This is a genomic window from Rhodanobacter sp. FW106-HT46G03, from assembly GCF_058789895.1.
The window spans coordinates 484981-497646 of record NZ_JBYTCC010000001.1 but is presented as its reverse complement, the minus strand read 5'-3'; the positions used below and the strand labels follow the sequence as shown (position 1 = coordinate 497646).

Genomic DNA, 12666 nt, shown 5'->3' with positions numbered 1-12666 from the left:
GCGGAACGAAACCACGACCGATGGCGCTTGCCGACATTCACCGCGTCGCTATGCTGCAGGGCTTTCATTCTCGGAGCGCATCATGCGACGCCTGCTCTTGGCCGGCCTCGCGGCCTTGCTTGTCGTGCCGGCCGCGGCGCAAACCCCGACGCCGAGCGCGCCGCTCGATCTGCAAACCATCATGGCGAACCCGGACTGGATCGGGCATCCGGTCGAGTCGCCGTACTGGAGCGTGGACGGCAAAGACCTTTATTACGGGCTGAAACGCGACGGTAGCGACGTGCGCGACAGATATCGCGTCAGCGCGGACGGTGGCGCACCGGTGCGGCTCGATCCCGCACAGCTGGGCGCGGCCGACGGCCCGGCGGTGTACGACCGCACGCATCGCCACGCGGCGTTCGTGCTGCACGGCGACGTGTTCCTCGTCGACCTCGCCAGCGGCCAGCGCACCCAGGTCACGCGCACGCCGCAGCACGAATCCGCGCCGCGGTTTTCCGCCGATGGCCGCACACTGCAGTTTCGCGACGGCATCGCGTGGTACGCCTACGACCTTGCCAGCGGCGTCACTGCGCCGGTGGCGATCCTGAAATTCGCCGACGATCCGCAAACCAAGCAACCCGATGCGCTGGCGCGCCACCAGCTCGAACTCTTCAGCACGCTGCGCGCGATCAAGGCGGATCGCGATGCCGTGCGCGAACGCGACCAGGCGCTGGATGCCGCCGACCCCGGTCGCGTGCCGCAACCGTTCTGGCTCGGCGACAAGATCCGCGCGGTGGACAGCGCGCTGTCGCCGAACGGCCGCTGGCTGCTACTGGTAACGGTGCCGGCGCAGCGCGCCGCCGGCGCGCCCGGCGACGTCATCCACTACGTCACCGACTCGGGCTACACCGAAGTGCAGCATGCGCGCAGCTATGTCGGCCGCAACGCCCCGGCGCCGCAATCGCTGTTGCTGCTCGATCTCGCCGCACACACCGCCAAACCGATATCCACCGACACCCTGCCCGGCATCAAGGACGATCCGCTGGAGGCACTGCGCGAGAAGGCCATCGCGAAGCTCACGGCGGACGGCCATGCCGACGAGGCCAAGGCGCTCAGGGCACCGAACGTGCGGCCGGTGACCATCGCGGACGAAGAAGACACCGGCGGTGGCGGCATCGCGTGGAGCGACGACGGCAGCCAAGTCGCAGTGCAACTGCGCGCGATCGACAACAAGGATCGCTGGCTCGCCACCATCGACTTCGCCAAGGCCGCGCTGGTGGCGCAAGAGCGCCTGCACGACGAGGCGTGGATCAACTGGAACTTCAACGATTTCGGCTGGGAAAAGGACGGCCGCACGCTGTGGTACCTGTCCGAGGCCACGGGTTACTCGCAGCTCTACGTCAAGCCGCTGGACGGCAAGGCCAAGGCGCTGACCCAGGGCGCGTTCGAGGTGAGCCACCCGCAGCTGAGCCCCGACGGCGCGTGGTTCTACCTGCGCACCAACCAGATTGCACCGTACAGCTACGACGTCTACCGCGTGCCCGCGGCCGGCGGGGAACTCACCCGGATCACGCACTACCAGGGCATGGATGCGTTCGTGCTGTCACCCGATGGCACCCGTCTCGCCGTACTGCACTCCGCGCCCTACGTGCTGCCGCAGCTCGCAGTGGCGGACGTGACCGGCGGCAACGCCCGCGAGTTGACCGCCACCACCTCGCCCGCCTTCACGGCGCATGCGTGGATCGCGCCGCAGATCGTCGGCGTGCCGTCGAGCCACGGCGCGGGCACGATCTGGGCCAAGTATTACGGCCCGGCGCATGCCGATGGCGCGCCGCGCCCGGCGGTGATCTTCGTGCACGGCGCCGGCTACCTGCAGGACGTGAAGCTCGGCTGGTCGAGCTACTACCGCGAGCAGCTGTTCCACAACCTGCTGGTGCAGCAGGGCTACGTGGTGCTGGACATGGACTACCGCGCCTCCGAAGGCTACGGCCGCGCGTGGCGCACCGCGATCTACCGCAACATGGGCCACCCCGAGCTGGAAGACCTCTTGGACGGCAAGGCGTGGCTGGTCGCCAACCACCATGTCGACCCGCGCCGCGTCGGCATCTACGGCGGCAGCTACGGCGGTTTCATGACCGAGATGGCGTTGCTGTGTGCACCCGGCGAGTTCGCCGCCGGTGCCGCGCTGCGCGCGCCGTCGGACTGGATGACCTACAACCACGGCTACACGTCGGACATCCTGAACGACCCGCAGCTCGACCCGGAAGCGTACAAAACCAGCTCGCCGATCGAATACGCCGCCAACCTCGCCGATCCGCTCCTGATCGAGCATGGCCTGATCGACGACAACGTGCTCACCGCCGACTCCATCCGCCTCTACCAGCGCTTTGTCGAGCTGCACAAGAAGAACTTCTGGATCTCGCTCTACCCGCTCGAACGCCACGGCTTCGTCCATCCGGACTCCTGGTACGACGAGTACCGTCGCATCGACGAGCTGTTCGATACCTGGGTCAAGCGCCGCCCGGCGCAGTGACCGGTACCACCTGCGGCGCGATGCGCCGCAGGTGGTCGGCCAGGGTGGCGGCGGAGAGCTCGCCCATGCGGGTGTCGCGCAGCACGCCGTCGGCGTCGATGAACAACGTGGTGGGGTAGGCGCGCACGTTGTAGTAGGTGCTGAGGTCGAGGTTGACGTCGAGCAGCATGTTGCTTGGCGCGAGGTTTTCCTTGCGCAGGAAATCGGCCACCTGGGCCGGGTCGTCGCCCTGGTCGGCAAACACGAAACGCACCTGCGGCTGCGCGCGCTGGGCGGCAACCAGCATCGGCATTTCGCTGCGGCACGGCCCGCACCAGGTGGCCCAGAAGTTGATGACCAGCGGTTTGCCGGTGAGCTGGGCGACCGGCACCGCATGGCCGTCCAGATCGTGCAAGGTGATGGCCGGCAACGGTTGTGCACGCGCGGATTGCAGTGCATGCGCGGTGAGGCTGGCCACGCCCCAGGCCGCCAGCCCCACGCACACGCCAAGCGCCAGCGGCTTGCGCAGCGCGCCGCGCCGCCAGGCGATGACCGCGGTCATCAGCGCCAGCCCGATCAGGCCGGCGACCAGGTCGAAGCCGCCATCGCGGATGTTGAAAATGTGCAGCGGCTGCGGGAAATACACGTTGCGCCAGCCGACGACGTAGGCGGCGCGCGAAAGCAGCAGGGCGAAGCCCATCACCCAGTAGATGGCCCCGCTGGCATCGGCCCAGCCACGCTTGCGCAGGAACCCGGCAGCGCCCTGTGCCGCGACGAAACCGAACAACAGCGCCAGCACGGCGCTGGAGAACGCAAAGGGACCAAGGTTCACGACGCAACGCCTGTGACGGGACAAGCCCGCATTGTGCCGGTTCGGCGTCGGCATGGGCGCCGCCGGGAGGATCGTCGCCGCCGGTGTGATTCTTGTACCGTCAATAACCAATGCATTCATATTTGCCTTGACAAGTAGTTGCTGCAAGGCAAAAATGCGCGCCCATGGTTGCCTCCACCCCCTCTTCCTGCCGCCCCGACAACGTCGGCGCCCTGCTTGGCGCCGTGCGTGGCGAGCTGGTGCGTGCGATCGAGGCGGAGATCGCGGCCAGAGGGCTGGAACTGCGCTTTACCCAGTTCCTGATCGTCGAACGCCTGACCCGGCTGGGGCCGATGCGCGCCAGCGAGCTGGCCCATGCGGTCGACGTCGATTGCGGCGCCATGACGCGCCAGCTCGACCAGCTCGAACACCGCGGCTACCTGCGCCGTTGCCCGCACGAGCTGGATCGCCGCGCGCTGCGCATCGAGCTGACCGCCGACGGCAAGGCCCTGTGGCAACAACTGGCCGGCTGCGGCGAGCAGGTGCTGGCCGCCGCGCAGGCACCGCTTGCGGCGGAAGAACGCAAACATCTGTTCGACTACCTGCAGCGCATGCTGCAGGTGTTGCGCCCCGACCTTTGATCCACCGCTCCCGAGACTGAACCCCCATGCGCCTGCATCCCCGCGCCGCCGCGGTCGCACTGACCCTTGCCCTTGCCGGTTGCGCCACCAGCAGCGGCCTTGCGCCCCACGCGACGCCCACCGACCCGGCCACGCTGCACACCACGCAAAGCCTCGCCGGCGTGCCTGCGGCCACGTGGCCCAAGGCGGACTGGTGGGCGGGACTGGGCAACGCACAACTGTCGCAGCTGATTGCCGAGGCACTGGCCGACAACCCCACGCTGGCCGTCGCCGATGCGCGCGTGCAGGCGGCGCAGGCCATCGCCGGCGCAACCGATGCCGCACGCAGGCCCACGCTCGGCGTCGGCGCCAGCGTGTCCGAAGCGCGCATCCCGACCACGGTGCCGGGCCTCGGCACCGGCCACATGGCGGCCGCACGCTACGGTTACGCGAGTTTCAAATGGGATATCGACTTGTGGGGCGGCAAGCGCGCCGCGTGGGAAGCCGCGGTGGGTCAGGCGCGCGCTGCCGAAGTGGACGCGCATGCCGCACGCATCGCGCTGTCCGCCAACGTGGCCCGCGCATATGTGCAACTCGGCCACGCCTGGACCGCGCAGGATCTGGCCAAGGACGAGCTGCAGCGCGCGCAGCAGGTGCGCGACCTGACCGCGCAACGGGTCACCGCCGGGTTGGACAATGCGTTGCAGCTGCGCCGCAGCGACGCCGAAGTGGCCAGTGCGCAGCAGCAGCTGGCGGTGGCCGCGCGCGGCATCGATGCCGCGCAATCGACGCTTTCGGTGCTGCTCGGCAAGGGTCCGGATCGCGGCCGCGCGTTGGCGCGACCCACCGCGCTGGCGCCCGCGGCACTGGGCGTGCCCGCGGCACTGCCCGCCGGGCTGATCGCCCATCGCGCCGATCTGGTTGCCGCACGCTGGCGGGTGGACGCGGCCAGCCACGACATCAAGGCGGCCAAGACCGCGTTCTTGCCCAACCTCAGCCTCGGCGTGCTGGCCGGCGCCATCGCCGTGGGCGGGCACAGCGTGTTCCAGTTGCCGGCGCGCTTCTACAGCGTGGCGCCCGCGCTTTCGCTGCCGATCTTCGACGGCGGCCGCTTGCGCGCGAACCTGGCCGGCAAGGATGCGCAATACGAGCTGGCGGTGGCGCAGTACAACCAGGCCCTGGTGCAGGCGGTGAACGAAGTCGCCGATGACGTCGATGCGCTGCAATCGCTCGGCGTGCAGACCGACGCGCAAAGCCGCGCCCTGAGCGCCGCACAGGATGCCTGGCAGCTTGCCGACCAGCGCTTCAGGGCCGGCATCGGCAGTTGGCTGGAAGCACTCAGCGTGCGCCAGCAACTGCTGGTGGCCGAGCAGCGGATGGCGCAGCTCAAGGCCGAACAAAGCGACCAGTCGCTGCAATTGATCCAGGCCCTTGGCGGTGGTTGGCAGCCCGCTGCCGACGCGCCCGCCACGCCCGCCCTTTCGTCCGCCGCCACCGCTCCCCGCTCCTGAAGGCACCCCATGTCCACTCCCAATCCTTCCGCCGCCGCGAACCCCGTTGTGCCGGCGCCGATGAAGCGGCGGCGCAACGTGCTGCTGCGCGCGCTGCTGGTCGTCATCATCCTGTTCGGCATCCTCTGGGTGCTGTGGTACTGGTTCGACGGCCGCTGGTACGAGGGCACCGAAGACGCCTACGTGGCCGGCAACGTGGTGCAGATCACGCCGCAGATCCCCGGCACGGTGGTCACCATCGGCGCCGATGATGGTGACCTGGTGAAGCAGGGCGATACGCTGGTGAAGCTGGACCGGTCCAATGCCGACGTGGCACTGGCCGAAGCCCAGGCCAACCTGGCGGCCACCGTGCGCAAGGTGCGCGGCATGTATTCCAGCGTGAACGGCCAGCAGGCGATCGTGGCGGTGCGCGAGGTGGCGGTGGCCAAGGCCAAGGCCGACTACGACCGCCGCGTGGGACTTGCCAAATCGGGTGCGATCTCGGCGGAGGAGCTGTCGCATGCGCGCGATGCGCTGACCGCCGCACAAAGCGCGCTGGTGACCGCCCAGCAGCAGTTCCAGACCAGCAAGGTGCTGGTGGACGACACCGTGGTCGCCTCGCACCCCGACGTGGAGGCGGCCGCGGCGAAATTCCGCGCGGCGTATCTCGACGACCTGCGCACCACGCTGGTGGCGCCAGTGACTGGCTACGTGGCGAAACGCTCGGTGCAGCTCGGCCAACGCGTGGCCCCGGGCACGCCGCTGATGGCGGTGGTGCCGCTGCACCAGGTGTGGATCGACGCCAATTTCAAGGAAACCCAGTTGACCCACATGCGCATCGGGCAACCGGTGGAAATCACTTCCGACGTCTACGGCGGCAAGGTGACATACCAGGGCAAGGTGCAAAGCCTCGGCATCGGCACCGGCAGCGCGTTCTCGCTGCTGCCGGCGCAAAACGCCACCGGCAACTGGATCAAGATCGTGCAGCGCATCCCGGTGCGTGTGGTGTTCTCCGATCCCAAGCAGCTCGACGCGCACCCGTTGCGCATCGGCATGTCGCTGACGGTGGACGTGAACCTGCACGACGGCAGCGGCCCAATGCTGGCGCGCGAGCCGCCGACGCAGCCGGCTTTCAGCACCGACGTGTATGCGAAACAGGCGGCCAAGCCGGATGCGCTGATCGCCCGGATCATCCACGCCAACATGGCTGGCGATGCGAAGTGATGCGGCAACCCACATCCTCGCGGGGCGGGCCGAAGCCCGATCCGCGGGGATGAGGCTCTTGCATTCTCGATGTGCAGGTGGCCGGGCTGAAGCCCGGCCCGCAGCCCGACCCGCGGGAACGCCGGCGATGCATGCCGCCGGGCCCGCCACCCAAACGGCCCCATGAGCACCTACTTTCGTCCCCCCAACCTCGCACTGACCACGTTCGGGCTGTCGCTCGCGACGTTCATGCAGGTGCTGGACACCACGATTGCGAACGTCTCGCTGCCGACCATTGCCGGCAACCTCGGCGTGAGCAACGACCAGTCCACCTGGGTCATCACCTCGTTTGCGGTGAGCATGGCGATCTCGCTGCCGCTCACCGGTTTCCTCACCCGCCGCTTTGGCGAGGTGAAGCTGTTCGTGTGGTGCACGCTGCTGTTCTCGCTCACCTCGTTCATGTGCGGCATCTCGCAAAGCATGGGCATGCTGCTGCTGTTCCGCGCGCTGCAAGGCGCGGTCGCCGGACCGATGTACCCGATCACCCAGAGCCTGATGATCGGCACCTACCCGCCCCAGCATCGCGGCATGGCGCTGGCGATCCTGTCGATGGTGACGGTGGTGGCGCCGATCGCCGGCCCGATCCTCGGCGGCTGGATCACCGACAACTATTCGTGGCCGTGGATCTTCTTCATCAATGTGCCGATCGGCATTTTTGCCAGCACGGTGGTGGCCGCGCAGCTGCGCGAAAAGCTGGAGAAACTCGAGCGCCCGCGGATGGACTATGTCGGCCTCGTTACCCTCATCGTCGGTATCGGTGCGCTGCAGATCGTGCTGGACAAGGGCAACGACGAGGACTGGTTCAACTCCAACTTCATCATCATCGCCAGCATCCTCTCGGCCATCGCGATCGCCGTCTTCCTGATCTGGGAGTTGACCGACGACGACCCCATCGTCGACCTCAAGCTGTTCCGCCACCGCAACTTCACCACCGGCACCATGGCGATGGTGCTCGGCTATGCCGCGTTCTTCGCCATCGCGCTGCTGATCCCGCTGTGGCTGCAGCAAAACCTCGGCTATACCGCCACCTGGGCCGGCTTCGCCACGGCGCCGCTGGGCATCATCCCGATCCTGCTGACGTTCTTCGTCGGCAAGTACGCCGCCCGCATGGACCTGCGCCTGCTTGCGGCCGCCTCGTTCCTGGTGATGGGTGTCACCTGCTTCTGGCGGGCGGACTTCTTCCTGCAGATCGACTTCTACAACGTCGCCATGGTGCAACTGCTGCAGGGCCTCGGCGTCGCCCTGTTCTTCATGCCGACGCTGACCATCCTGCTCTCCGACCTCGAATCCAACGAGATCGCCTCCGGCTCGGGCGTCGCCACCTTCCTGCGCACCATGGCCGGCAGCTTCGCGGCTTCCATCACCACCCTGATGTGGACACGCCGCGCGGTGTCCCACCACGAGCAGCTGACCGAACAGATCAACCCGTACAACCCGGTGGCGCAAGCCGGACTGGAACACCTGGGCCAAGGCCATCCGCAGCGCGCGGCCACCATCGTGAACAACATGATCACCCAGCAGGGTTTCCAGATGTCGTTCAACGACATCATGTACGCGCTCGGCTGGATCTTCGTCGCATTGGTCGTCGTGATCTGGATCGCCAAGCCGCCGTTCGTGCCCAAGGCGCGCGACGTCGGCGCCGGTGGGCACTGAGCAGCCGCGAAGAAACCGGCTGCTTCGCCGCCGCTGGCGTCAGCCGGCGACGGCCCGTTGCATGAGGATGTCGCGCTGGTCGTCGTTGCCAAGCCGAAACACGTGCTCGCCAACCTCGGCAAAGCCCCAGCGTCGGTAAAACGCCAGTGCGCGCGCATTGCGCTCCCACACGCCGAGCCACAGCGTGTCGTGGCCGCCGGCAGCCGTCGCCGTGAGACATGCCCGCATGAGCGCGGCACCTACCCCGCAGCCGATCGCCGCAGGGTCCACGTACAACCGCTGCAATTCCACCGGTCGCCTGCCCCGCACCGCCGGCTCGATCACACCGACACGCCATTTCGCGTAGCCGATCGGCGGTTCCGCATCCGCCGCAAACGCAAGCAAATAATGGTTGTCCGGATCGGCCAGCTCGGCCGCCATCTGCTCACGCGCAAACGCCGCACGCACGTAGGCGTCCATGTCCTGCGTGGTGTTCTGCGCACCAAAGGTGGCGCGGAACGTGCGCGCGCCAAGCGCGGCCAGCGCACCATCATCGGTGGGCAACGCGGCGCGGATGCGGGGGATGACGTGCATGCGGGCAATGGCAACCATGGCGTGTCGCCATGATGCCATTGCAGCCGCCCCGACCGTCACCCCGCGACGCCAACCTTGCGCGGCTGGATGTGCCTGCCGCTCTGCCTCAGTCGAAACGCATGCCGACCAAGGCCATGGTTTCGCCGCGGTTGGGTTTGTGCAGCTTCGCGTTGGAGATGTGGCGAACGCTGAAACTGAAACGGCGCCATTGCCAGCCCAGCGTGCTGACAAACTCGTAGGCACTGCTCAGCGCCTGGGTGCGGCCGGTGTGCAGCGCCGCCTGGAAACTGAAATACAGCGGGTGATACCAGTCTTCCTCCGTGCCCAGGCGAAACCGTGCACCCGCTGCGCCAAGCCAGATGTCATCGCTGGTGCCATAGCGGGCGTGCCGAAACTGGCCGAGGTCGCGCCCGCCGATCCAGCCCGCCGTTGCATCCGGTGCCCAGGTAAGCGTGCCGATGCCCAGCGGATGCGGCGCCCAAGTGGCGTCGACGAACACGGCGTTGGCGCCGTAGCTGTTCATGTAACTGCGACCGGCCTGCACCTGCCATTCGGCGGCTGTTGCCGGCAATGCCACCACCCCCAACGTAACCGCCGCCAAAAGACGACCGCAGCGCGAAATCCTGCTCATAACGATTACCCTTCAATAGCCCTCACTCAACTTCCTAAACTGTACTGAACGGTATTTCAAAACAGCGTGATGACGGGGCCGGATTGGGGTGCGGGATTGGGGGATTGGGGGTACGCAAAAGCCACCTGCTGCGACGTGCCTTGGTTGGTTGCCCATCCCCACGGATCCTTTTGCCGCCTGCGCGATGCGGCTCTTGCCAATCCCCAATCCCGTCTCCCCAATCCCGCCGTCAGTGCTGCGCGACCTGCGGCCGCAGATTTGCGCTGTCGAGGTTGAGCGTGCCGGCGTCCAGCAGCAGCGCCTTGGCGTTGGCCTTTTGCAGCGCCGGGGCGAACTGTGCGGCGTCACCCACCACCACCAGGTGCAGGTGCTTGGCGCCAAGCCATTCGTGGGCATACCGGGTGACCTCTTTCGGCGTCACCGCTTGCACCTGCGCCGCATAGCTGCCGATGTCGGCCAGCGGCAACCCGTACACCGCCAGATCGCCCACCTGCTGCGCCAACCCGGCGGTGGTTTCCAGGCTGCGCCCATAGCCGCCGATGAGGGTGGCCTTGCGCGCCGCCAGCTCGGCGGCCGCCACCGGCTCGTCGCCCAGCTGGGCAAACTGCTGGCGCATCAGCGCCACCACTTCGGGCGCGGACGGGTTCTTGGTTTGCGCGGCCGCCAGCCACAGGCCGGTATCGGCCAGCGGCTGCAGCCGGCTCGAAGCGCCGTAGGAAAGCCCGCGCTTGATGCGAATCTCCTGGTTGAGCCGCGCCGAGTACGAGCCACCCAGCACCGCGTTGGCCACCACCCCGGCGTAATAGCTCGGGTCCTTGCGCGGCGGCGCAATATGCGCGGCCACCACGCCGGCCTGGCCGGCACCGTGCTGGTCGATCAGCACCAGCGCCGGCAGCACGCTCGACGTGGTGCTGGCCGGCTTGGTCGGCAGCGGCGTCGCCGGTTTTTGCCAATCGCCAAACCCGGCCTGCGCCAGATCCATGGCCTGCACTGGCGTGATGTCGCCGGCCAGCACGAGGATGGCGTTGTCGGGGCGATACAGCAGCGCGTGCAGGCGCACCACGTCATCGCGGGTAATGCGTGCAATCGAGGCCGGCGTGCCGGTGCGCGAGTGGCCGTAGGCGCCGCCGCCAAACACGCCACGCCCGGCGGCAAGCGAGGCCAGCGCCACCGGCTGGCTGAGCGCAAGGCGCACGTCGTCCTCGGCCTGCGTCTGCGCGCGCTTGAGCTCGGCCGGCGCAAAGTCCGGATGACGCACGACGCTGGCCAGCAGCTTCAGTGCCTGCGGCAGCTTGGGCGTGGTGACGGTGATGCCCAGCGCGCTTTCATCCCAGCCGGCGGCGGCTTCGAGTGAACCACCGAGCGCTTCGGCCGCGGCGGCAATCTGCGGCGCGCTCTTGCCTGCGGCGCCGCGGGTCAAGAGGTTGGCGGTGAGGTCGGCAAGGCCGGCTTTTTGCACCGGGTCCATCTCGCCGCCGCTGCGCACGATGAGACGCGCGGTCACCAGCGGCAGATCGGCGCGGCGCACGCTGATGAGCCGCAGCCCATTCGGCAGGGTTTGCATGCTGGGCACGGGCACTTGCAACGCAGCTGCGGGGCCGGACACCGGCGGCGCGGTCGGAAATTCGGTCGGTGCTGCGTCGGCGGCTGCGGCCACCAGCGGCAGGAGTCCGAGCGCGGCTCCCAGGAGGACACCGTGCGACCAGGCAAGGCGGCTCATTTCGCATCTCCCTTGGCGCCGGCTTTTTGCGGCTCGTAGTCGATGGTGACGCTGCGCGCATCGGTCACGTAGTGGCGCAGCACACGGTGCACGTCCTTCGCGGTCACCGCCTGCAAGGCGGCAAGGTCGTCGTTGGCGCGCGCCGGGCTGCCTTCGATCAGCGCGGCCTGGCCAAGGGCAAACGCCGTGCCTTGCGCGGTCTGGCGCTGCTTGAGCGTCGCGGTCAAGAGCTGGGTCTTCACCTTCTCCAATTCAGTGTCGGAAATTGGCTGGGTCGCCAGCCAGATCAGCTCGCTGTGCAACAGCTTGGCCGCCTGCTTCACGGTATGGCCGCTGGCGAGAATCGCATACACGGTGAACAGCCCCGGCCCCACGCGGCCATCGGCATCGGCGCCCACCTGCTGGGCCACCTGGTGGCGATACACCAGCGACTGGTACAACCGCGAGGATTTCCCCTGCGCCAGGATCGCCGCAGCCACCTGCAGCGGAATCAGATCCTTGACGTCGGCCGCGGACGGAATCAGCCAGGTCATCGCCACCGCCGGCAGCGGCGCAGTAGCGCTGGTCACGGTGTACTGCGCGCTCTTGCGCCGCTTGGGCTCCTGCACCACTACTTGTGGAACCGGCGTCGCCGGCTTCGGAATCCAGCCGAAATACTGGTCGACCCACGCGTCGAGTTGCTTCGGTTCGAAATTGCCGACCACGATCAAGGTGGCGTTGTCCGGTCGGTAAAACGTGTGGTGGAACGCGATCACGTCAGGCAGCTTCGCCGCGTCGAGATCGGCGATGCTGCCGATCGTCGGCCGCTTGTACGGATGGCGCGTGTACGAATGTGCGTCGATCGCGTTGAACAGCTTGCCGTAGGGCTGCGCCAGCACACTCTGGCGGTATTCCTCCTCCACCACCGCACGCTCGGACTCGAAGTTCTTCTCGTCCACGTTGAGGTTCGACAGCCGCTCGGCCTCGGCCCACAGGATGGTCTGCAAATGATTGGCCGGCACCACCTCAAAATAATTGGTGACGTCGGCGCCGGTCGAGGCGTTGTTCGCGCCGCCCACGTCCTCGGTCAGGCGGTCGAACTGCTCCGCGCCCATGTGCCTGGTGCTCTTGAACATCAGGTGCTCGAACAAATGCGCAAAGCCCGAGCGCCCCTGCGGGTCGTCCTTGGAGCCCACGTGGTACCACATCTGCACCGCTACGTCGGGGCTCGCGCGGTCGACCACGCTGATCACCTGCAGGCCATTGGCGAGCGTGCGCGTGTGGTAGTCGATCGGCGGCACCGTGAGCGGTTCGGCGGCATGCGCCACCGGTACGAGCGCGGCGACGGCAAACACGAAAGTGGCCAGGAGCGACGCCGGACGCAGACGCATGGGCAGGTTCCAGATGGCGGAAAGGCCCAACCTTAGCAAGCATC

General features: G+C 67.7%; 10 protein-coding genes. 5 read left to right on the top strand and 5 right to left on the bottom strand.

Annotated elements, in window-relative coordinates; translation table 11 throughout:
- Positions 1–82: 82 nt before the first annotated feature.
- Positions 83–2512: a S9 family peptidase gene (locus AC3WP6_RS01970; protein WP_492626116.1), complete on the top strand. Its 2430-nt coding sequence runs from the start codon at positions 83–85 to the stop codon at positions 2510–2512.
- Here AC3WP6_RS01970 and AC3WP6_RS01965 read toward each other — a convergent pair.
- A complete protein-coding gene (locus AC3WP6_RS01965; RefSeq protein ID WP_492626115.1) occupies positions 2490–3323 on the bottom strand; it encodes a redoxin domain-containing protein in 834 nt (277 codons plus the stop codon). The two genes, AC3WP6_RS01970 and AC3WP6_RS01965, sit on opposite strands and share 23 nt — an antisense overlap.
- Positions 3324–3487: 164 nt before the next feature.
- Between AC3WP6_RS01965 and AC3WP6_RS01960 the strand changes: the two genes are divergently transcribed.
- The 4 genes from AC3WP6_RS01960 to AC3WP6_RS01945 all read left to right on the top strand — a co-directional run bounded on the left by AC3WP6_RS01960 (position 3488) and on the right by AC3WP6_RS01945 (position 8328).
- The gene (locus tag AC3WP6_RS01960; RefSeq protein ID WP_492626114.1) at positions 3488–3943 is read left to right on the top strand and encodes a MarR family winged helix-turn-helix transcriptional regulator; all 456 of its coding nucleotides are present in this window, start codon (positions 3488–3490) and stop codon (positions 3941–3943) included.
- A gap of 26 nt (positions 3944–3969) precedes the next feature.
- Positions 3970–5433 carry an efflux transporter outer membrane subunit gene (locus tag AC3WP6_RS01955; RefSeq protein WP_492626113.1) on the top strand — a complete coding sequence of 488 codons (1464 nt, stop codon included), beginning with the start codon at positions 3970–3972 and terminating at the stop codon, positions 5431–5433.
- A 9-nt stretch (positions 5434–5442) separates the two neighbouring features.
- Positions 5443–6636: an HlyD family secretion protein gene (locus tag AC3WP6_RS01950; RefSeq protein WP_492626112.1), complete on the top strand. Its 1194-nt coding sequence runs from the start codon at positions 5443–5445 to the stop codon at positions 6634–6636.
- A gap of 162 nt (positions 6637–6798) precedes the next feature.
- Positions 6799–8328 carry a DHA2 family efflux MFS transporter permease subunit gene (locus AC3WP6_RS01945; protein ID WP_492626111.1) on the top strand — a complete coding sequence of 510 codons (1530 nt, stop codon included), beginning with the start codon at positions 6799–6801 and terminating at the stop codon, positions 8326–8328.
- Between the two features lie 39 nt (positions 8329–8367).
- Here the strand turns inward: AC3WP6_RS01945 and AC3WP6_RS01940 are convergent, their stop codons facing one another.
- The 4 genes from AC3WP6_RS01940 to AC3WP6_RS01925 all read right to left on the bottom strand — a co-directional run bounded on the left by AC3WP6_RS01940 (position 8368) and on the right by AC3WP6_RS01925 (position 12622).
- Positions 8368–8919 carry a GNAT family N-acetyltransferase gene (locus AC3WP6_RS01940; protein ID WP_492626110.1) on the bottom strand — a complete coding sequence of 184 codons (552 nt, stop codon included), beginning with the start codon at positions 8917–8919 and terminating at the stop codon, positions 8368–8370.
- A gap of 88 nt (positions 8920–9007) precedes the next feature.
- A complete protein-coding gene (locus AC3WP6_RS01935; protein WP_492626109.1) occupies positions 9008–9532 on the bottom strand; it encodes an acyloxyacyl hydrolase in 525 nt (174 codons plus the stop codon).
- 229 nt (positions 9533–9761) lie between these two features.
- Complete coding sequence (locus AC3WP6_RS01930; RefSeq protein WP_492626108.1) at positions 9762–11252, bottom strand: M16 family metallopeptidase; 1491 nt, start codon at positions 11250–11252, stop codon at positions 9762–9764.
- Complete coding sequence (locus AC3WP6_RS01925; RefSeq protein ID WP_492626107.1) at positions 11249–12622, bottom strand: M16 family metallopeptidase; 1374 nt, start codon at positions 12620–12622, stop codon at positions 11249–11251. Before AC3WP6_RS01925 ends, AC3WP6_RS01930 begins: the two co-directional genes overlap by 4 nt.
- Positions 12623–12666: the final 44 nt, after the last annotated feature.